The following is an 18,892-nucleotide window of genomic DNA, read 5'->3' as shown; positions in this document are numbered from 1 at the left end:
AGAGTGGCGGTCACATGAACATGCAGACGAGCCGTATGCCGGCACTCTTCATCGGACACGGTAGCCCGATGAACACACTCGAGCTCAACGGCTTCACGCGTGCTTGGCGGTCGCTCGGCGAAAAGCTGCCCAAGCCGAGGGCAATCCTCGTCGTGTCGGCGCATTGGTTCATCGGCGCCACGGCGGTGACGGCGATGGCCAGGCCCCGTACCATCCACGACTTCTACGGCTTCCCGAAGACGTTGTTCGATTTCGAATACCCGGCCGACGGCTCGCCGGAGGTCGCGGGCGAAGTCGTGGAAGCGGTCAAACCGGACTGGGTCGGCCTCGACCATGATCAATGGGGACTGGACCACGGCACGTGGAGCGTCCTGGCGCATCTCTATCCCAAGGCCAACATTCCCGTGGTGCAGGTCTCGATCAACGCGCACAAGCCGTTCGAGTATCATATTGCCTTGGCTACGCGCCTATCGTCGCTCCGCGACAAGGGCGTTCTCGTTCTTTCAAGCGGCAACGTCGTGCACAACCTTGGGCTTGTCGAATGGAACAGGCCGACCGAGGGCGCGGACTGGGCGCATCGCTTCGACGAAGCGGTCATGCGGCAAATGGCGGAAGATCCCGCGGCGATTCTGAAGCTCAACCAGCATCCCGATTTCGCGCGGTCCGTGCCGACGCCAGACCATTACATCCCCCTGCTATACACGGCAGGCATCGCGGCGGCGGAAGGCAGGTCGCAACCACTCATCCGGGGCTACTCCCTCGGGTCGCTCTCGATGACCAGCTATAATGTCGGGCCCGAGCTCAGCCTGCCCGCTACCGCAGAAGGTATCTCCGAAATGCCCGGCAACGTGCCTGCGGACCAAACCAACATCTGATTGGAGAGAGCACATGGCCAGATTGGCGTCCGAAGCCGGTCCGAGATCGTTATTGCATCCCGGCTTCATCGGTGCCGGATCAACCCTGCTTATCGCCGGGTTGGCCACCGATATCATGTACTGGAATACATCGAACTGGCAGTGGGCAAACTCCTCGGCGTGGTTGATTGCTGCAGGCTTGGTCCTCGCTCTCGTCGCCACGATCACCCTGATCATCGACTTTCTCACCAGCCGAGCCGGACGGATCAGGTGGATGCCGTTCCTGCTTGTGGCAGCGGCAGCCCTGCTCTCGCTCCTGAATGTTTTCGTTCACAGCCGCGATGCCTGGACCTCCGTCGTGCCGCAGGGAATTTCGCTCTCCGCCATCGTGACGATTCTGCTGCTACTGGCGGCTGCCACAGGTTGGAGGGTGACCACCGTTCGTACCACCGCCGCCGGAGACCGCCTGTGACCCACGCAATGCTTCGAGCCGTGCCAGCCCTCTGCGCGTTACTCGCTCTGACCGCTTGCGACCAAGGCGGCGATCCCATGCGGCAATACGGGGCGGATCCCTACCTTCCGGAGCCTCAGAACTATCTGTTGCCGCCAATGAGCGTCCCAAAGGCGGTGGGCTGGGAATCGGGGGAGATGCCAACGGTGCCTGCAGGAATGAAGGTCCAGGCGATGGCGACAGGGTTGATGCATCCTCGCATCGTCTATCCTTTGCCGAACGGCGACATCCTGGTCGTCGAGGGCAACAGCCCCGGCACCACACCTTTCCGGCCTAAGGACTTCATCCAAGGGAAGGTGAAGGCGCGGGCCGGAACAGCCGGCAAGGGAGGTAACCGCATCACCCTGCTCCGCGATGCCGACGGCGATGGAAAGCCGGAGCAGCAAACGGTGCTTGTCGACCGCCTTCACTCACCTTATGGCGTGGCGTATGTGGACGGCACGCTCTATGTCGCTAATACGGACGCGATCATGGCGTTCAAGTACGCGCCCGGGCAGACCAAGATCACGGAGCCAGGGACGAAGCTTGCGGACCTTCCCGCCGGACCGATTGACCATCACTGGACCAAATCGATGGTCGCCAGCCCCGATGGATCCAAGCTTTATGTCGGCGTCGGATCCAACAGCAATATCACTGAGAATGGGCTTGACGCCGAAGAGGGCCGAGCCGCGATATACGAGGTGGATCGCGCCACCGGTGCTAAGCGCATTTATGCCTCGGGCACGCGCAACCCGACCAATCTCGCCGTCGATCCCGACACAGGGCGGCTGTTCGCAGTAGTGAATGAGCGGGACGAGATTGGCCCGGACCTAGTCCCGGACTATCTCACCATGGTTCGTGAGGGCGCCTTCTATGGCTGGCCTTACAGCTACTGGGGCCAGCACGTGGACGTTCGGGTCCATCCGCAGCGACCCGATCTGGTGGCTAAGGCCGTCAAGCCCGACTACGGCCTGAGTTCACACGTGGCCGCGCTCGGTCTTGCGTTCAGCAAAGGCGAGACGCTGTCCCCCCAATTCGGTAACGGCGTCTTTGTCGGCGAGCACGGCAGTTGGGACCGCAGCCCTGTCAACGGTTATCAGGTCATTTTCGTGCCGCTGGTTGATGGCCGTCCGGAGGGCAAACCCGTCCCGGTCGTCACTGGATTCCTCGGCAACGATAGCGGTACGGTGCGGGGCCGACCTGTGGGCGTAGCGCTTGACCGCACCGGCGCGCTGCTAGTTGCCGACGATACTGGCAACGCGGTGTGGCGCGTCAGCGCAAGCCAGTCGGCGCAGTAGAGCCTTCAACCGCAAAGGCTTGCTTCGTCCGTCACGATCGCCGCCGTCTAGTCGGGAAAGACGCCGGGGCGGCCTGCGGTCGTTTGAAAATTTCTGCCGATCATGGCAGATTGGGCGCTACCTTGGGGCTACACCCAGGGGCTACACCAGTGACCTCTGGCGTGCAGCAAGGCCTGATTTTACGGGGCTTTCTCGAAGCCGTTTTATTATGGCGGAGAGGGAGGGATTCTCATCCCTCTTACGAGATTCACGCGGTCTCAGTTGGCCGGTTAGACCGACATCAGCGAAATTGCAGCCGTCATGATGACCGCTCACGCTCGCCAGCTCCTTTGAGGGGGAGTATCGAAGCTAGGAAAGCGCCTTGCGCAGAGAACGAAGCATCTTCTCGGCATCGTCGAGCTCTTTCAAAAGTTCGGTGTTGCCCTTCTTCTCCTCCAAGGGGGAGCAGCGATCGAGCGACCTGCGCAGATACTTCGACGGCCTCCTGAACGAGATCCGTTAGAAGGCCTCCGTCGTGAGGCGAGGCTGTCCGCGACCGTAGCGCAGCGGACCGCGAACGGGTCACAATTCCAGACCGTCGACCGCGATCTCGCTGCCCTCGGGCTCTCCGAGCAGCCAAAGCCTGGACCGGGTCCGCGCCCATCGCCTCTCGCGATCGAGCCAGCAGATTTCGCTGGTTTCCGTGACCTTGCCGTCGGCAACCGCCGGATGGTTCGAGACCTTGCCCACCAGCGTCATGACGTACCCGCCGCGTAGGCCGCGCGAAATCAGAGGCGCCCAGTCGTCGATCCGCGCGGCTTTCGTCATGGCATCCTGCGACGGCTGCTCGCCACGCAGGTAGCTTTCGATATCCGTACCCAACTCCTCCTTCAACGACATCAGTGCCTCACCGCGCATGCGTCCCGGGCCTCGAGAGTCGCCTCGATCAGCCGCTTCAACTTCCTCATCGAAAAACGTTCCCGTTTCCAAACCGGCCCGATGTTGTGGAGCTCATCCGTGGCGAGCGGCTCGTCGAAACGACGATCGCCCTCCGAGGCCAGCTCCTTCATGATCAGCGCCGCCAAGGCCGGGAGGTACGCCAAGGTCGGGGACGGCATACGGATCACGCGGAAGCGGTCCCTGAGCTGAGAAGGCAGCTTTTCGACGGAGTTGGCTGTGGAAAAATGGAGGACGTGGGACAAATCCAGTTCCGCGTCGATGCCAACCTCGCGATACCGGCGTGATGTCGTGACCTCCAGAAAGGGAAGCATCGCCGACCATAGATTGCCATTGTACGTGCTTTCCCCCGCACGATCGATCTCGTCGACGAACGCGATCGGGTTGGCGATCCGCGACATCATGATCGCTCCCCGTTCGAGATGAAGGACGTCCTTAAGAGGCGCAGTTACAGATGGAATGACGGTAACGATGGTCGGCCGAAAGCCTGGCATACCGATGTCGCCGAGGACAAGCTCGAGACCGAGAGCGAATTTCTTCGCAGCGAAATTTACCGGCAGCCCGACGCGGAAATCCTGTCCGTCGCATGACGGCCTACGATCGCTATTCCGACCGGGTCTGAGCGCCGATCCGCGCGCCGCTTGCGCTGGCATTTGATCGTGCAGCGGACGGAAGGCGCCGCGCATGGCAACTTCTATCGCACGAATGATGCGACGTCGATCGAACCCAGCACGCGGGCTGCCACGGCGTTTCTACTAGAACTGATTGCCCGCTTGCAGGCTGAGGCGACGGTGCCGATGATTGACATCCGCACCTACGCCAAATTCCTCAAGGGTTAATCTGACCTCTGGGGTCTTCGTCGTCGGCACCGAGCTGCTTGATCGCGGTGACGACCTAATCCGTCATGAGGATGGTGTTCAGCGCGAACGGGTCGGCTCTCCTTGGAAGTACCGAAGCGGCTGTGTCACCAATGCCGACCTCCCAAGACCTTTCCCTTGTTGTGACCCGGGTGTTTGAAATTGGCGCGGAATCGAACCGTCGACATCGTGATTTTAGCCCACTCTCCGAGGGACCCCGCGCCCTTCGCTCAAGGATTTTGAGCCACCATGTTGGAACTCTGCGCTAATTTCGCTGCAAGGTTTGTACGATCGTTGTACGAACCGCCGACTTGAAGCGACAAAGTTGCCCTTTGGAAATTGCAGAAATGCCTATCCTGTCGACGTTTGGCGAGATGGAGCGGGCGAAGGCGAACCCTCGTATACAGCTTGGGAAGCCTCGCTCCGAAGATCGTGGTGGCAATGCCGGATCAGCTCGGCAACGACGGACTTCAGACAAGTCCGGAAAGACGCCAGACAGCGATTTGGCGAGCTTCGCATGGCTGTCGAGCTATCCGAATAGCCTGCGAATCGCGTCGAAGAAAAAATGGTTCATGGCAACTGCAGAGCAGAGACATCGGGAAACCGCGCGGTGACGTCGGTCTTGCCGGAGCCGGTGACTCCATCAAGTCGTGCGACATGAAAGCTGCAGCTCGCCCTTAAGGTGCGCATCTCCTCGACGACGCTTCACCGCTCGCGCGAGAAATCCCGGCTCTGTGCCGCGCAGATGCGACAGGACGAAGGACGAACATGCTGACAGCTTCGTGTTACATCCGTGTTGCATGGAGCAGACGTCGTCCCAGGTAACCCCTTGTAATTCCACGTGCTGCACGGAGCATACGGAATCGGCCCTGAGACTACCAAATGGGCCTCAGAACGGACCGCGTACGTAGAGGAAATGCCGATATTTATTGGGTTTCTTGCGTCGGAATGACTGGCGATCCCGGGAAGACTCGAACTTCCGACCTACGGTTTAGGAAACCGCCGCTCTATCCGGCTGAGCTACGGGACCGCGGAACCCGCCTGTCAGGCGGGTTGCCTAGAGGTGTTCATATCAAAGCGAGGGCGGGATCGGAAGCCCTCCGCCGGCCGAATGCGGAGGTCTTCCCGCCCCTCACGCCTTGATATTGTTGTCCTTCACCACCTTGCCCCAAGTGGCGACCTGCTTGTCGAAGAAGGTCTTGAAGGCGGGGCCGTCCTCGAGCAACAGCGTCATTTGCTGGGTCTCCTTGAGCTGGGCCGCGGTCGCAGGCTCGCTCAGGATCTCCCTTGACGCCGTCGCCATGGCGGAGACGATGTCCGGCGGCGTGCCTGTCGGCGCGAAGATGCCCCACCAGGCCAGCGTCTCGAAATCAGGAAAGCCGGCCTCGATCGCGGTCGGCGTATCCGGCAGCGCCGGCAGCCGCTCGCGGCCGAGCTGCAGGATCGGGCGCAGCATGTTGCTGCCGAGCTGGGCTGCGACCAGCGCCGCCGATCCCGCGATGAGATCGACATGGCCGCCGAGCACGTCGTTCATCGCCGGGCCGCCGCCGCGATAAGGCACATGCATGATCTCGACGCCGGCCTTGTTGCCGAGCACGGTCATGGCCAGATGGCCGAGCGTGCCGATGCCGACGGAGGCGTACTTGACCGCGCCGGGCGTCGCCTTGCAGGCGGCGACCACGTCGGCAAAACTCTTGTAGGGACGGCCGGCGCCGGCCGCGATCACGTAAGGCGCGGTGCCGACCAGGAACACCGGCATCAGCTCACGCTCGACGTCGAGCGGCGGTTTGTCGAGGATGGCCGGGATCACCGCGTGGGAATCGAAGGTGACAAGGAACGTCGATCCGTCCGGCGGGCTCTTGGCGACTTGCGCTGCGCCGAGCGCACCGGCGGCGCCCGACTTGTTCTCGACCACGACGATGCGGTTGAGCTTGGTCTGCAGATTGCTCTGCAGCAGCCGCGCCATCGCATCGGTCGAGCCGCCCGGCGGAAACGGCACGACCAAGGTGATCTTGCCGGCCTGCGCCATCGCCGGCGCCATTGCAAGAATGGCCGGCGCGGCCAGCAGCGTGCGTCTTGTGATCGTCATGGTCCCCTCCCTTTATTGTCTTGCGCCCGGCTTTTGCTCTGTGGCGCGTGCGGCAGGCTTCAGGTCATCCCGAAGCCCGATCCCGCTTTCTTGTATTCTGGCCGCGGTGGACTGAAAATGTCCAGCACGCGGGCGCCATCGGGGCCGGCGCGCATGGTGTGCGGCACGTTGCCCGGCGTGCGCCAGAAATCGCCCTTCTTCACCGGGATTTCCTCGTCACCCTGGACGCGGATGGCGGAGCCGTCGAGCAGCACGCCCCATTGCTCCTCGGGATGATGGTGCAGCGTGCCCTGCGCATGCGGGCCCAGCGTCACCACCGACAGCATCGCCTGCTCGCCGGAGAAGATGCGCGTAGTGACGCCCGCCGCGAGCTCGCGGAACAGCCCGTCGGCGGGGTTGTCGATATTGTGGAATTCTTCCTTCTGGCTCACGCCATTCTCCCTTTCTCTTTTTCTGCTCAGGATTTGCCGTAGGAGCCCTGGTAGCGCCCCTCTCGGATCGCCTTCATGGTCTCCTCCTCGCGCGCGACCTGGGCACGGACTGCTTCGAGCAGTGCGGCCGCACCAGCCGCGGGAAACGACACCACGCCATCCTCGTCGCCGACCACGATGTCGCCGGGCGAGATCACGCTGCCGCCGATCGACACGGGCACATTGATCTCGCCGGGACCGTTCTTGTAGGGGCCGCGATGGATCACGGCGCGGGCATAGCAGGGAAAATCATCGCCGGCGAAAGACGCGACATCGCGGATCGCGCCGTCGATCACGTAGCCTTCCGCTTTGCGCCACTGCGCGATGTTCTTCATGATCTCGCCGACCAGCGCGCGGGTCTCGTCGCCGCCGCCGTCGACCACGATGACGTCGCCGGGACCGACCAGCTCGAGCGCGCGATGGATGGCGAGATTGTCGCCGGGGCGCGTGCGCACGGTGAAGGCCGTCCCCACCAGCTTGCCGCCGCGGTGATAGGGCTTCAGGCCCACCGCACCCGGCAGCCGGGCGAGATTGTCTGAAATGACCGAGGTCGGCGCACCTCGAAAGCCCTCGATGATCTCGGCGGGCGGCTTCGGCACGCTGTTCGCGGCGATCGTGATCGTCATGTCAAAAGAGTCCTTTCGTGAATTTTCTTATTCGGCGTGCGAAGATGCTTTCGCCGGCCTGATCCGGAAAGCGCGCCCTTCCTTCATCCACGCTGCGCGTTCGTCGCGCAACAGGGTGCGGCGGACTTTTCCGGAATCATCGCGCGGCGGGACGGCCACGATCTCGAAACTCTCGGGGTGCTTGTAGCGGCTGAGCCGATCCTTCAGGAAATCCGCCATGCCATCGGCAATGGCCTGGCCGTCCGCATCGGGCTCCGGCTCGATGATGGCATGCACGCGCTGGCCCAATTCCGGATCGGGCAATCCCACCACCACGCAGGAGCGCACGCCGGGACAGGCGGAGACGGCAGCCTCGACTTCGGCCGGATAGATGTTGGCGCCGCCGCGCAGCACCATGTCGGCGAGGCGGTCGCCGAGATAGAGATAGCCGTCCGCATCGAACCTGCCGATATCGCCGAGCGATTCCCAGCCGTCGGCGCGGCGCTTCGGCTCGGCGCCGAGATAATGGTAGGTGGCGTCCCTGCCGTCGTTGTTGAGGAAATAGATCTCGCCGGTCTCGCCCGGCGCGACGTCCTTGCCGTCCTCGCCGATGATGCGCAGTTTGGCCATCTCGCCGATCTTGCCGACCGAGCCCTTGTGGGTCAGCCATTCCGTGCCGGAGATGATGCACGAGCCCTGCCGCTCGGTGCCGCCATAGAGCTCCCACACCCTCTCCGGGCCGAGCCAGTCGATCCAGTTCTCCTTCAGCCACGGCGGCATCGGCGCGGCCATGTGGAACACGGTCTGCAGGCTCGAGACGTCGTAAGAGTTGCGCACGTTCTCAGGCAACGCCCAGATCCGGTGCATCATGGTCGGCACGAAATTGACCCATTGCACGCGTTCGCGCGCGATCTGGCGCAGCGTCTCCTCGGCATCGAACTTGACGAGGCCGGTGAGCTTGCCTCCGCCGAACAACGCGTAATGCGACACGATGAACGGCGCATTGTGGTAGAGCGGCCCCGGATTGAGCAGCGAGGCCCCGAAGGGAATGCTGAGCGGCAGCGCCGCCGCCGTGTCGATCACCGCCGGCTGGTGATCAAGGATCACCTTTGGCCGGCCGGTGGAGCCGCCGCTGGTCATGGCCTTCCAGTAGCGCGACACCGGCGGGGCGAGCGGCTCATCCGAAAACCCTTCCGGGACGAAATCCGCGGGCAAACGGTTCGGCGCGTTCCAGTCGGCCTCGCCGCCGACCACCAGCGCCGGCTTCAGGATCTCGAGCACCGCGGCGGCCTCGCCGCGCGGCAGCCGCCACGACAGCGAGGTCGGCGTCGCCCCGCACTTCCACACCGCAAACGACGTCTCGAAGAACGCATTGCCGTTCGGCAGGCCGATCGCGACGAAATCGCCGGGCTTGACGCCCTTGGCGGCAAACGCGCGCGCACGCCGGTTGGCGCCGCGCTCGAGCTCATCCCATGTCAGCGTATCCTGCCCATGTTGGACGGCGATCGTGCCTTGCGGTTTGCGCTCGGCGTACCAGCGCGGCACATCGGACAGGGGCAGCAGCATCAGGCGTTTCCACTTCGTCTTCTTGGCGCCGCCTCAGGATGAGGCGCTCACGGTGCGAAGTGTAACAGCCGGAGCAAACCCTTCAAGGCATCTGCTTTCAAGGCATCACCGCTCTGCCCCGCAGCCCGGAATATCGAACAGCGCCGCGAGCCCGCATTTCGAGGTCAGCATCTTGTCGCCGTCATGGCCGACGCCGGCGACGTCCCAGACACGGTGATTGGGCGTTCCGTGGCCGCGCTTGGCCATCGCGTCGGTATAGGCGTGGCCGCGGGCGTAGCGGGTGGGGCCCTGCGCCTCCGCCATGCAGCTCTTGTCCAGCGCGGCGTGCTTGGGATTGGTGTCGAGCGTGCCGAGCAGATAGATCACCTCGCGCTCGGCATAGCGCTGCTCGAGCGCCGCCGGCGTCGCGTCCGCGAGATAGGACGGACGGTCACCCATTCCGTACTTCCAGTTGTCGTAGCCCGGACAGGATGCGGCGATCTTGGGCACGGGCCGGTCCGCGCTGAAATAGGCATAGGACGAGGGATTGGCGACGACATAGCGGATGTCGATGTGCTGGCGCGACAGCTTCGCCTCGCCCTTTCCGGCGATGGCGTAGCGCTGCACGACCTGGCCGCCGCCGGAATGACCGGCCACCACGACCTGCTTCAGGTTCGGAAAGATGCGCCGGTCGGAGAGTTTTGCCAGGATCGCATCGAGCGCCTCGAAGGACGACACCGGGGTCGGTGCGAGCGCGGCATCGCCGCCCTCCCATCCCTCCAGCGACCAGCGCAGCATGTCCTCCGGCAGCCTGTGCGCTTCGATGTCGATCTCCGCCAGAAATTGCGGCACGATCATCAGCGCGCTCTTGCCGTCGTCGCCCGCTGCGGCCTGGGCGTTGTTGGCCGAGATGTAATATTCGTCGGCATTGCGCAAGCGTCCGTGCAGCACGATGATCGCGCGCGAGATCGCCGGCAGCGGCATCGACCAGTCGCGGGAGAGGTAGAGCGGCAGCATTCCCCGGCCGCCGACCGCAAGCCGCGCATCGCCGATGGCCTTCACCGGCTTGCGGTTGGGCGCATCTTCGTCGGCTGCGAGAGCATGGCTGGAAAGGAGCGCCCACGCGATTGCGGCGAAGCTGACCAGCGCTCTCATGACGGACATTCCCCTTCGCATTCAAATCGATAAAACTCTAGACGCAACAGGTGCCGCGCGGCTGTGACTGCAGCGCCACGTCAAGCAAAAAATGTCAGCATTGCATCCCTGAAATTCCCGGGTTCCACGGGTGACAAGCCGGCGATAAAGAGGCAAAAATCCGCCTCGACTCAGTTCGGGTTGAGTTTTGCAAGGAATGCTCTCGTAGAATGTCGGTCGTGTCTGCATCGCGTCGTGCGGCGCTTCTCGTTGCCGCAGCAGGATTTTTTCTGCTGACGCCGTCGCATGCCCAGGCCCAATGGTGGAAGCGCGCGCCTGTCGACTTCGAGGAATGCGCCGACGCCGCCGAGAAGGCCGCGACCAAGACCGAGAAGACCTCCGCGCTTGCCGATTGCAATGCGAAGTTCGCCGGCCGGCGCAAGACCGGTGGCGGCTATTCCTATTACGACTTCCTGCAGGACCGCACCTTCGACATCGCAGGTCCTAATCCGACGCCGGACGAGCAGAAGAAAATCGACGAATCCTACACCGCCTATCTCGCCAATCAGCGCCGTAGCAATGAAGCGGCCCAGGCCGCCATGCGTCAGCAGCGCGAGCAGCAGGAACGACAGGCGCAGCAGCTTCAGCAGGTCGCGCTGCGCACCGAGGTGGAGCGCGTGCCCGTCCCGGTGGAGCGACCGAAGGTGCAGCAGGCCATTGGCCCGCGGCCGAAGGGCCCCCCCTGTGCCAAGGGTTCGTTCTCCTGCGAATGGCCGCGGCTATCGGAAGGCTTGAACGATCTGAAGAAGCTGTTCAACCCGACGCCGAGCAAGCCGGCGAAGAAGGGGTGAGCTGCTGACGCGGCAAACTCCGCTGTCGTCCCGGACGAGCTTAGAATGTAGGGTGGGCAAAGGCGCGCGCTTGGCGCGCCGTGCCCACCACTCCGGCAAGAAAGACGATGGTGGGCACGCTTCGCTCTGCCCACCCTACAAGCTCAGTTCGGATGCTTCTTCTTACTGCGCTTCGGTTTGACCACCGACGTGCCCGCCGGCTCCATGACCGCCGGCGAGCTGCCCAATTGCGATCGGCTCTCCTGCAATCGCCTGTCATAGCCGGGAGAGTTCATCACCGTCGGTGGCCTTGCCAGGGCGAGTGTCGATGCGCCGCAGAGCGCGGCCAGCGCGAGCCCGATCGTTAGACAACGCCTCATCGCGTCCCTCCATCACTTTCAAGCCACGCCCCGAATCTGCTGCGGCGTCAGCCGCGGCGGACCGCTGCCGGCTGCTTCGGCCTCCTTGATCAGCGCAACAATGCGGCGCATCAGCGGCACGCCGACCTTGTTTTGCTCGGCAAGCGCGATGACCGCGCCCTGGAGGTAGTCAATCTCGGTCTTGCGGCCCAGCTTCAGATCCTGCCACATCGACGAGCGCGCCTCCGGGTCGATCTTCATCGTGCGTCCGAGGATCGCGTTGAAGATCACATCCGGCAGCCTCAGCAAGACCGGCGTCCAGTTCGCCGGGATCGGCGTCGCCGAGACCGGCGTGATGCCGGCCGCCTTCAGCGCAGCCAGGCCCTCGGCCATCTGGTCGGCAAACAATCTTCGCCAGTCCCGGTTCGCCAATTGCGCGGCGAGCGGCATGTCGGACAGCGCGCTGAGTGCGTTGTTGAGATTGATGATCAGCTTGCCCCATTGCACGCCGGCGATGTCGCGGCTGGCACGGATCGTGAGGCCGGGCACCGACAGCGCCGCAGCCGTGTTCGCTTCGTCTTCGCCGACATGAATGTCGCCGGAGGTCGAGCGGTGGAAGCGCCCCTCACCCATCGCGATCACGTTGAACGGCACCATGCCGGCGAGCACGCGCCGCCCGGCCAGGCGCTCGCGCAAAACCGCGACATTGCCGACGCCGTTTTGCAGGGAGATGATGACGGCATCCTGCGGCGCATGCTGCGCGATCTGGTCCGCGACATCGGCGGTGTCGGCGCTCTTCACCGTGACCAGCACGATGCCGGCACTGTAGAGGATCGAAGCATCCTCCGACAGCGCGAGCTGGCCTGGACCCAACTTCTTCTCGGAGCCGTCGAAATCGGTCAGCCGCAGGCCGAACCGCTCGATCTCGGCCTTCACCCGCGGCCGCGCCAGCAGCGCGACGCGGCGGCCAGCGGCCGCCAGCATTCCACCGACGAAACAGCCGATGGCGCCCGCGCCGGCCACCACGATCGGTCGATCCGTAACCACCAGACCTTGCTCCCCTGAACGACACGCCTTCGATAGCAGAGGAGACGACTGCTGCCCATGGAACGGTTGCAGTGCAATCGCCTTGTAACGGTCATGAGAGCCTCATATGTTTTCGGATGGGGCTTGTTTCCGGCAAAAGATCGCCAAAGGAGAACGCCATGGGTTTGCTCGACGTCCTCAACGGCATGCAGAACGGCCCGCGCGGCCCGAGCACGCCAAGCTCTGAGAAATCCTCCGGCGGCATGTCGCCGATGACCATGGCGCTGCTCGGCCTGCTCGCCTGGAAAGCTTTCAAGCACATGACAGCCAACCAGTCCGGCAGCGCGCCACAGCCGTCCCCGGCGCCGACGCAGCTCCCCCCGCCGGTGAATGCGGGCGCAGGCGGTGGCCTCGGAGGCGCACTTGGTGGCGCACTTGGCGGAAGCGGCGGCCTTGGTGACCTCTTGAAGGGCGGCCTCGGCGGCCTGCTGGCGGGCGGCGCGGCCGGCAGCGTGCTCAGCGGCGGGCTCGGCGATCTCCTCAACCAGCTCCAGCAGGGCGGCCATGGCGACACCGCGAGCACCTGGGTCGGCAAGGGTGAGAACAAGGCGATCGCGCCCGGCGATCTCGCCAAGGCGCTCGGCGCCGACCAGATCGAAAGCCTGTCCGCCCAGAGCGGCCTGTCACGCGAGGAACTGCTCTCCGGCCTCAGCCAGTACCTGCCTCAAGTGATCGACCATCTGACGCCGGACGGGCGGCTGCCGACCGAGAACGAGCTCTCGGGCAGAATTTAACAGCGCCTGATCTACGAATTCAGGAAGGAAAGCACAGTCATGAGTTTCGGCGGCCTGTTGTGGATCATCGTCGTCGGCTTCATCGCCGGCCTCATCGCGCGCTGGCTCGCGCCGGGACCGAACAACCCGAGCGGCTTCATCCTCACCACCATCCTCGGTATCGCCGGGGCATTTCTAGCGACCTTCATCGGCCAGGAGATCGGACACTACAGCCCCGACCAGGGTGCCGGCTTCATCATGGCCACGATCGGCGCCGTGGTGGTGCTGTTCATCTGGCACCGGCTGGTGGCGAGTGGCGTGATCAAGGGGTAGCGGCTGTCGCGAAGCGCGAATCTCGCGCCACAAACTCCACTGTCGTCCCGGACAAGCAAAGCGCAGATCCGGGACCTCCGCGCGAGCGCTTGCGCTCGTCGCCATAGCCACAGCGAGGAGTTTGGCGACGACTCGGAGTGACCCGTATCCCGTCAAACTCCTCCCTGGGGTTATGGGTCCCCGCGTTCGCGGGGACGACATCTCGTGTGACGCGCGCAGCGCGGTATCACTCACGTAATCAAATGCATTCCCGCATCCATGCGCACCACTTCGCCGGTCATGTTGCTCGACGCCGGCATCGCCAGGAAGCAGACCAGCTGCGCGATGTCGTCGGCGGTTGAAGCAACCTTCAGCGGCACCTTGGCCACCACGCCGTCGCGGACCTGCTTGGCGCCGGCCTCGCCGCGGCCCTTGGTGAACCAGGGCGTGTCGATATAGCCGGGGCATACCGTGTTGACGCGGATCAGCGGCGCCAGCGCGCGCGACAGCGACAACGTCATGGTGTTGAGCGCGCCCTTGCTCGCGGCATAGGCGATCGACGAGCCGACGCCGCTGATGCCGGCGACCGAGGACACGTTGACCACCGCCGACGGCCGGCCAGAGGCTTTCGACCCCGCCTCGAGCAGGCTGCGCGCCGCGCGCACCATCTGGAATGGTCCGATGGTGTTGACGCCGTAGAGGCGCTGAAAATCTTCCGCCGACAATCCGTCGAGATCGGCATGGGCCACATGCTTGGTGGTGCCGGCATTGTTGACGAGGATGTCGAGCCGGCCCCAGCCGCTGGCGGCGGCGACGATCTTGCGGCAATCCTCATCTTTCGAGACATCGCCCTGCGCGACCAGAACCTCTGCGGCCCCGGCCTTGCGGCAGAGCTCTGCCGTGGCCTCGGCTTCCTTCTGGCTCGACGAATAGTTGATGACGAGCCGCGCCCCGCTCCGCGCGAGAATTTCCGCGGTCGCCGCACCAAGTCCGGATGCGGACCCCGTCACGATTGCGCACAGACTGTCTTTTGCCATCCGGATTTCCTTCCCCGTTATCGAATTGCTGGCGCCTTGTTTAGCGAGTTTGCCGCGCCCTGCAAATCGAGCAAACTCCGCTAAGCGGAATTAGTCCAGAGTGCTCCTCGCGCCCATGCCGGAGCCGCAGATGGGCCTGCGGTCAACGCTTGTCAGGGCCATGGCTTTTTCCGATCATCGGGCGCAGAAAGAGACCGCGCGCCGCACCGACCGGGCGGACCGCGCCAATGGCAAAACACGGGGAACGCTGTGGCGGAGAGTGACAATATCGTCGTCGAGACCGCGGAGAAAATCTTCGCCGATCTCGCCGACCCGCAGACGATCAATAATGACAAGAAGAATTCGTGGCAGGCGCCGCTGTGGCAGGCGCTGAGCGAAGCCGGCCTGCCCTTGTCATGGGTGCCGGACGATCTCGGCGGCTCCGGTGCGAGCCTCGCCGACGGCTTTGCGCTGCTGAACGCCGCCGGCCGTTTCGCGGTCGCAGTTCCCCTGGCCGAAACGATGCTGGCCGGATGGCTGCTGGCGCAGGCGAAGATCACCTCGCCGGAAGGTGAGATGACGGTGCTGCCGGCCTCTCCAAGAGACCGCATCACGCTCGATGCCGACGGCGCGCTCTCGGGCCGTGCCCGTGGCGTACCCTTTGCGAAGGCCGCCAAGCACTTCGCGGTGCTGGCCCACGGCAAGGACGGCGTCTGCATCGCACTGGTCGACGCCGGCAAGGGACGCATCGAATCCGGCCTCAATGTCGGCTACGACCACAGCGACACCGTCACGCTCGACAAGGTCCAGCCCGTCACCATCAAGGCCGCGCCTGATGGCGTGGACCAGACCAGCCTGATGCTGATGGGCGGCGTCGCGCGCAGCCTTCAGATCGCGGGCGCGCTGGAAGCGATGCTCGACATCTCCGTGCGCTATTCCAACGAGCGCGTCGCCTTCGAGAAGAAGATCTCGAAATTCCAGGCGGTGCAGCACAATCTCGCCCGTCTTGCCGGCGAGTCCGCCGCAGCGCTCGCAGCCGCGACCTCCGCGGCCGACGCGATCGCGAATGCAAAGTCATTCGACGACGCGGTCTATCTCGAAGCCGCCTCCGCAAAGATCCGCTGCGCCGAAGCCGCGGAAAAGGGTGGCGCCATCGCGCATCAGGTCCACGGCGCGATCGGCTTCACCATCGAGCACATCCTGCACCGTTACTCGCTGCGGGCGCTGGCCTGGCGCGACGATTTCGGCTCGGAGAGCCATTGGGCCGTCGAGCTCGGCAAGCTGGTCGCGAGCCGTGGTGCCGATGAATTGTGGCCGCTCGTGGCGTCGCGCTGATCAGGAGACGAAACAACAATGACCGCTGCCCTCCGTTTCGATCCGATCCGCCTGCCCGAGAAGTGCGAGCAATTGCGCAAGGAAGTGCGCGCATTCCTCGCCGAGGAAATCGCCGCCGGCACCTTCGATCCGCATAAGCCCAACCGTGAAGATACCGACGCGCCGGAGTTTTCCCGCCGGGTCGGCGCCAAGGGCTGGCTCGGCATGACCTGGCCGAAGAAATATGGCGGCCAGGAGCGCTCCTTCCTCGAGCGCTACGTGGTGACCGAGGAGATGCGCGTGGCCAACGCGCCGACGCGGCGCTTCTTCGTCGCGGACCGTCAGAGCGGGCCGGTGCTGATCAAGTACGCGCCCGAGCATATCAAGATGGATATCCTGCCGCGGATCTGCCGCGGCGAGATCTGCTTCGCCATCGGCATGAGCGAGCCGAACTCCGGCTCGGACCTGTTCGCCGCCAAGACGCGCGCGACCAAGACCGACGGCGGCTATCTCATCAACGGCACCAAGATCTGGACCTCGTCGGCGCATATCGCCGACTACATGATCGCGATCTTCCGGACCTCGCCGCCGACCAAGGAAAACCGTCGTCACGGCCTGACGCAGTTTTTGGTCAAGATGAAGCAGCCGGGTATCCAGGTGAACCCGATCGGCCAGATCACCGGCCAGTACGAATTCAACGAGGTCGTCTTCACCGACTTCTTCGTGCCCGAGGATCACGTGCTCGGTGAGGTCGACGGCGCCTGGAAGCAGGCGACGTCGGAGCTCGCTTATGAACGCTCGGGCCCCGAGCGCTTCCTCGAGACCTATTACGTGCTGACCGAGCTGGTCCGCGCGGTCGGCCCCAACCCGGACACGCGCAGCGCCGAAGGCATCGGCCGGCTCGTGGCGCAGCTCCACACCATGCGGCGCATGTCGGTCTCGGTTGCCGGCATGCTGCAGGCCGGCAAGGAACCGGTGGTGGAGGCCTCCATCGTCAAGGACATCGGCACCGTCTGGGAGCAGCAGCTTCCACATCGCGTGCGCGATCTCGCCGCCTTCGTCGAGGAGACCGCGACCAACCGCGAGACGCTGGAGCAGCAGCTCGACTTCGCCATCAAGACCGCACCGAAACTCACCATCCAGGGCGGCACCACCGAGGTGCTGCGCGGCATCATCGCGCGCGGACTTGGTCTGCGCTAACGCTTCGAGGACATCATGAGCACCTATACAGATATCGGCGTCGAAAAAGTCGGCCACGTCGGCACCATCGAGATCCGGCGCCCGCCGCTGAACTTCTTCGACATCTCGCTGATCAACCAGATCGCGGACGCGCTCGACGAGTTCGACCGCGACATCGAGATCCGCAGCTCCGTGCTGTCGGCACAGGGCAAGGCGTTTTGCGCCGGCGCCAATTTCGGCGATCCCGCGCGGCAAGAGCAGGAAGCGCGCGAGGCCGAGAAAAAGGGCGACCCGGCCGACAACCTCGGCCCGATCAACCATCTCTACCTCCAGGCCGTGCGCATCTTCCGCGCCAAGAAGCCGATCGTGGCGGCCGTGCAAGGCGCGGCCATCGGCGGCGGCCTCGGCCTCGCGGTCTCGGCGGACTTCCGCGTCACCTGCCCCGAAGCCCGCTTCTCCGCGAATTTTACCAAGCTCGGCTTCCATCCCGGCTTCGGCCTGACCACGACGCTGCCGGAGCTGATCGGCAAGAACAACGCGGAGCTGATGTTCTACACCAGCCGCCGCGTCACCGGCGAAGAAGCGGTGAAGTGGGGCCTCGCCAATGTACTGGTGCCGCAGGACCAGGTGAAGGCTGGCGCGATGAAGCTCGCCGCCGAGATCGCCGAATGCTCCCCGCTCGGTCTCCTCTCCACCCGCGCCACGATGCGCGCGGGCCTCGCCGACCGTGTGATGGCCGCGACGAATCACGAGCTCGCCGAGCAGACGAGATTGCGCGCGACGGAAGATTTCAAGGAAGGCGTCAAGGCCACGGAAGAGCGGCGGACGGCGAATTTTAAGGGGCGGTGATTGCAGCGGCGTATCGCTGCACGCCCTCTCTCAACCCGTCATCCTGAGGCGCGAGCTGCGCGGTGCCCAGCACCGTGCAGGGAGCCTCGAAGGATGAGCGGCCCCGCCGGTGGCCGTCGCCCTTCGAGGCTCGCCGAAGGGGCGAGCACCTCCAGCGACAATGGCTTCGCCATTGCGCGGGGGTGACGGATAACGATGAAGCGAATCAACTGACGCGGAACGTCACCCCGCCAAGCAAGAACTCGTTCCCCGCCACCGCGAGCCCCCTGGCTTTCGCGGCATGCAGCACGCTCGCAGCATCCGCCACCCGAAACTCCAGCGCGCTCATGATTTCGCTGGCGCCCTTCACGAACCGGAAGGTCGCATTGGGCAGCTTCAGTTCGGCATCGCCACCCGGCGCAACGCCGATGATCTTGCCCCAATGCTCCGCCAGCCCTTGCGGATCCGGGCTCTGCATCTCCACCGCGGTCAGCGCCTGCGTCACATCCTTGCGGATGAACGTCTGCCAGTCGGGACCCGCCGGCGGATAGGCACCAAGAATGTCGTCGCTGCCGTCGGTGTGGTTGAACTCGATGAAGGCGGCGCGGCAGTCGCGGGGGTGGAGCTGCACGCCGTGATAGGGCGCGTGGTCGATCACATTGGCGGTGCGCACGCCTATCGCATTGGCGTTGCGGCCGCGTTCGTCCGGATCGTTGCAGCAGAAGATCGCCATGTAGCCGCCGCGACCGCCGGTCTTCTCGATGAAGCGGCCGGCCGTGGTGCCGTCCTTGAACGGCGCGACCACCTCCAGCAGAATCGTGTCGACCGGAAGCAGCGCGTTCTCCAGGCCGTATTTGGCGACATTGCCGTCGCGGTAGCAGACCGCGAGGCCCATGATCTCGGCGATGTCCGAGATCACGGGCGCGAGCTGCGGCGCGACCAGACAAATCTGCCGCAGCCGCATATAGGGCGCCATC

At 64.4% G+C, this 18,892-nt stretch carries 20 protein-coding genes and 1 tRNA gene; 9 read left to right on the top strand and 12 right to left on the bottom strand.

Translation table 11 applies throughout. From position 1 onward, the window contains the following. The first annotated feature begins 14 nt into the window (after positions 1-14). The 3 genes from ygiD to F8237_RS17655 are packed head-to-tail and all read left to right on the top strand — an operon-like array spanning position 15 to position 2,642. Positions 15-875 (top strand): 4,5-DOPA-extradiol-dioxygenase, encoded by an 861-nt coding sequence (gene ygiD / locus F8237_RS17665; protein ID WP_244625921.1) that lies wholly within the window; start codon positions 15-17, stop codon positions 873-875. Between the two features lie 13 nt (positions 876-888). Continuing rightward, positions 889-1,326: a DUF2231 domain-containing protein gene (locus F8237_RS17660; protein ID WP_151646624.1), complete on the top strand. Its 438-nt coding sequence runs from the start codon at positions 889-891 to the stop codon at positions 1,324-1,326. Between the two features lie 8 nt (positions 1,327-1,334). Then, positions 1,335-2,642 carry a PQQ-dependent sugar dehydrogenase gene (locus F8237_RS17655; RefSeq protein ID WP_151650589.1) on the top strand — a complete coding sequence of 436 codons (1,308 nt, stop codon included), beginning with the start codon at positions 1,335-1,337 and terminating at the stop codon, positions 2,640-2,642. Between the two features lie 561 nt (positions 2,643-3,203). Here the strand turns inward: F8237_RS17655 and F8237_RS17650 are convergent. From F8237_RS17650 to F8237_RS17610, 8 genes are all read right to left on the bottom strand, one after another. Further along, a complete protein-coding gene (locus F8237_RS17650; protein ID WP_151646622.1) occupies positions 3,204-3,521 on the bottom strand; it encodes a DUF6634 family protein in 318 nt (105 codons plus the stop codon). Next, a complete protein-coding gene (locus F8237_RS37455; RefSeq protein ID WP_162006101.1) occupies positions 3,521-4,264 on the bottom strand; it encodes an AAA family ATPase in 744 nt (247 codons plus the stop codon). Before F8237_RS37455 ends, F8237_RS17650 begins: the two co-directional genes overlap by 1 nt. A gap of 1,124 nt (positions 4,265-5,388) precedes the next feature. Next, positions 5,389-5,465, bottom strand: a tRNA-Arg gene (locus F8237_RS17635). A gap of 102 nt (positions 5,466-5,567) precedes the next feature. Continuing rightward, positions 5,568-6,524, bottom strand: coding sequence for a tripartite tricarboxylate transporter substrate-binding protein (locus tag F8237_RS17630; protein WP_151646616.1), 957 nt, complete (start codon positions 6,522-6,524; stop codon positions 5,568-5,570). Between the two features lie 59 nt (positions 6,525-6,583). Then, positions 6,584-6,955, bottom strand: a complete 372-nt coding sequence (locus tag F8237_RS17625) for a dimethylsulfonioproprionate lyase family protein (protein WP_151646614.1) — start codon at positions 6,953-6,955, stop codon at positions 6,584-6,586. A gap of 26 nt (positions 6,956-6,981) precedes the next feature. Next, complete coding sequence (locus F8237_RS17620) at positions 6,982-7,620, bottom strand: RraA family protein (protein ID WP_151646612.1); 639 nt, start codon at positions 7,618-7,620, stop codon at positions 6,982-6,984. A 27-nt stretch (positions 7,621-7,647) separates the two neighbouring features. Further along, positions 7,648-9,165, bottom strand: a complete 1,518-nt coding sequence (locus tag F8237_RS17615; RefSeq protein ID WP_151646600.1) for an AMP-binding protein — start codon at positions 9,163-9,165, stop codon at positions 7,648-7,650. A 105-nt stretch (positions 9,166-9,270) separates the two neighbouring features. Continuing rightward, positions 9,271-10,299, bottom strand: coding sequence for an alpha/beta hydrolase (locus tag F8237_RS17610; protein WP_162006099.1), 1,029 nt, complete (start codon positions 10,297-10,299; stop codon positions 9,271-9,273). A gap of 209 nt (positions 10,300-10,508) precedes the next feature. On the opposite strand from F8237_RS17610, the gene F8237_RS36085 reads away from it, so the two are divergent. Further along, positions 10,509-11,129: a hypothetical protein gene (locus tag F8237_RS36085; protein WP_162006097.1), complete on the top strand. Its 621-nt coding sequence runs from the start codon at positions 10,509-10,511 to the stop codon at positions 11,127-11,129. 143 nt (positions 11,130-11,272) lie between these two features. On the opposite strand, the gene F8237_RS17600 is transcribed toward F8237_RS36085, so the two are convergent. Continuing rightward, the gene (locus F8237_RS17600) at positions 11,273-11,488 is read right to left on the bottom strand and encodes a hypothetical protein (protein WP_151646596.1); all 216 of its coding nucleotides are present in this window, start codon (positions 11,486-11,488) and stop codon (positions 11,273-11,275) included. Between the two features lie 18 nt (positions 11,489-11,506). Beyond that, the gene (locus F8237_RS17595) at positions 11,507-12,514 is read right to left on the bottom strand and encodes a 2-dehydropantoate 2-reductase (RefSeq protein ID WP_151646594.1); all 1,008 of its coding nucleotides are present in this window, start codon (positions 12,512-12,514) and stop codon (positions 11,507-11,509) included. Positions 12,515-12,672: 158 nt separating this feature from the next. On the opposite strand from F8237_RS17595, the gene F8237_RS17590 reads away from it, so the two are divergent. Then, a complete protein-coding gene (locus tag F8237_RS17590; protein WP_151646592.1) occupies positions 12,673-13,287 on the top strand; it encodes a YidB family protein in 615 nt (204 codons plus the stop codon). A gap of 39 nt (positions 13,288-13,326) precedes the next feature. Further along, positions 13,327-13,599: a GlsB/YeaQ/YmgE family stress response membrane protein gene (locus tag F8237_RS17585; RefSeq protein WP_151646590.1), complete on the top strand. Its 273-nt coding sequence runs from the start codon at positions 13,327-13,329 to the stop codon at positions 13,597-13,599. Positions 13,600-13,829: 230 nt separating this feature from the next. Here the strand turns inward: F8237_RS17585 and F8237_RS17580 are convergent, their stop codons facing one another. Beyond that, positions 13,830-14,615 (bottom strand): SDR family NAD(P)-dependent oxidoreductase, encoded by a 786-nt coding sequence (locus F8237_RS17580; RefSeq protein WP_151646588.1) that lies wholly within the window; start codon positions 14,613-14,615, stop codon positions 13,830-13,832. 249 nt (positions 14,616-14,864) lie between these two features. On the opposite strand from F8237_RS17580, the gene F8237_RS17575 reads away from it, so the two are divergent. Genes F8237_RS17575 through F8237_RS17565 form a run of 3 tightly spaced genes read left to right on the top strand, consistent with a single transcriptional unit; the run spans position 14,865 to position 17,936 of the window. Next, positions 14,865-15,929 (top strand): acyl-CoA dehydrogenase family protein, encoded by a 1,065-nt coding sequence (locus F8237_RS17575; protein WP_151646586.1) that lies wholly within the window; start codon positions 14,865-14,867, stop codon positions 15,927-15,929. Between the two features lie 18 nt (positions 15,930-15,947). Further along, entirely contained in the window at positions 15,948-17,108 is a 1,161-nt protein-coding gene (locus F8237_RS17570; RefSeq protein WP_151646584.1) for an acyl-CoA dehydrogenase family protein, read from the top strand. A gap of 15 nt (positions 17,109-17,123) precedes the next feature. Further along, positions 17,124-17,936, top strand: coding sequence for an enoyl-CoA hydratase/isomerase family protein (locus tag F8237_RS17565; protein WP_151646582.1), 813 nt, complete (start codon positions 17,124-17,126; stop codon positions 17,934-17,936). 205 nt (positions 17,937-18,141) lie between these two features. Here the strand turns inward: F8237_RS17565 and F8237_RS17560 are convergent, their stop codons facing one another. Next, complete coding sequence (locus tag F8237_RS17560; protein WP_162006096.1) at positions 18,142-18,891, bottom strand: VOC family protein; 750 nt, start codon at positions 18,889-18,891, stop codon at positions 18,142-18,144. Position 18,892: the final 1 nt, after the last annotated feature.

The sequence above is a fragment of the Bradyrhizobium betae genome, assembly GCF_008932115.1.
Classification (GTDB): domain Bacteria; phylum Pseudomonadota; class Alphaproteobacteria; order Rhizobiales; family Xanthobacteraceae; genus Bradyrhizobium; species Bradyrhizobium betae.
The sequence above is the reverse complement of the archived record's forward strand: the minus strand, read 5'-3'. Positions and strand labels throughout refer to the sequence as shown.

Excerpts from the sequence above, each read along its gene's own strand:
- ygiD (WP_244625921.1), top strand. The coding sequence starts at position 15 with ATGAACATGCAGACGAGCCGTATGCCGGCACTCTTCATCGGACACGGT.
- F8237_RS17660 (WP_151646624.1), top strand. The coding sequence starts at position 889 with ATGGCCAGATTGGCGTCCGAAGCCGGTCCGAGATCGTTATTGCATCCC.
- F8237_RS17655 (WP_151650589.1), top strand. The coding sequence starts at position 1,335 with ATGCTTCGAGCCGTGCCAGCCCTCTGCGCGTTACTCGCTCTGACCGCT.
- F8237_RS17650 (WP_151646622.1), bottom strand. The coding sequence starts at position 3,521 with ATGTCGTTGAAGGAGGAGTTGGGTACGGATATCGAAAGCTACCTGCGT.
- F8237_RS37455 (WP_162006101.1), bottom strand. The coding sequence starts at position 4,264 with ATGCGCGGCGCCTTCCGTCCGCTGCACGATCAAATGCCAGCGCAAGCG.
- F8237_RS17630 (WP_151646616.1), bottom strand. The coding sequence starts at position 6,524 with ATGACGATCACAAGACGCACGCTGCTGGCCGCGCCGGCCATTCTTGCA.
- F8237_RS17620 (WP_151646612.1), bottom strand. The coding sequence starts at position 7,620 with ATGACGATCACGATCGCCGCGAACAGCGTGCCGAAGCCGCCCGCCGAG.
- F8237_RS17615 (WP_151646600.1), bottom strand. The coding sequence starts at position 9,165 with ATGCTGCTGCCCCTGTCCGATGTGCCGCGCTGGTACGCCGAGCGCAAA.
- F8237_RS17610 (WP_162006099.1), bottom strand. The coding sequence starts at position 10,299 with ATGAGAGCGCTGGTCAGCTTCGCCGCAATCGCGTGGGCGCTCCTTTCC.
- F8237_RS36085 (WP_162006097.1), top strand. The coding sequence starts at position 10,509 with ATGTCGGTCGTGTCTGCATCGCGTCGTGCGGCGCTTCTCGTTGCCGCA.
- F8237_RS17600 (WP_151646596.1), bottom strand. The coding sequence starts at position 11,488 with ATGAGGCGTTGTCTAACGATCGGGCTCGCGCTGGCCGCGCTCTGCGGC.
- F8237_RS17590 (WP_151646592.1), top strand. The coding sequence starts at position 12,673 with ATGGGTTTGCTCGACGTCCTCAACGGCATGCAGAACGGCCCGCGCGGC.
- F8237_RS17585 (WP_151646590.1), top strand. The coding sequence starts at position 13,327 with ATGAGTTTCGGCGGCCTGTTGTGGATCATCGTCGTCGGCTTCATCGCC.
- F8237_RS17580 (WP_151646588.1), bottom strand. The coding sequence starts at position 14,615 with ATGGCAAAAGACAGTCTGTGCGCAATCGTGACGGGGTCCGCATCCGGA.
- F8237_RS17570 (WP_151646584.1), top strand. The coding sequence starts at position 15,948 with ATGACCGCTGCCCTCCGTTTCGATCCGATCCGCCTGCCCGAGAAGTGC.
- F8237_RS17565 (WP_151646582.1), top strand. The coding sequence starts at position 17,124 with ATGAGCACCTATACAGATATCGGCGTCGAAAAAGTCGGCCACGTCGGC.
- F8237_RS17560 (WP_162006096.1), bottom strand. The coding sequence starts at position 18,891 with ATGGCGCCCTATATGCGGCTGCGGCAGATTTGTCTGGTCGCGCCGCAG.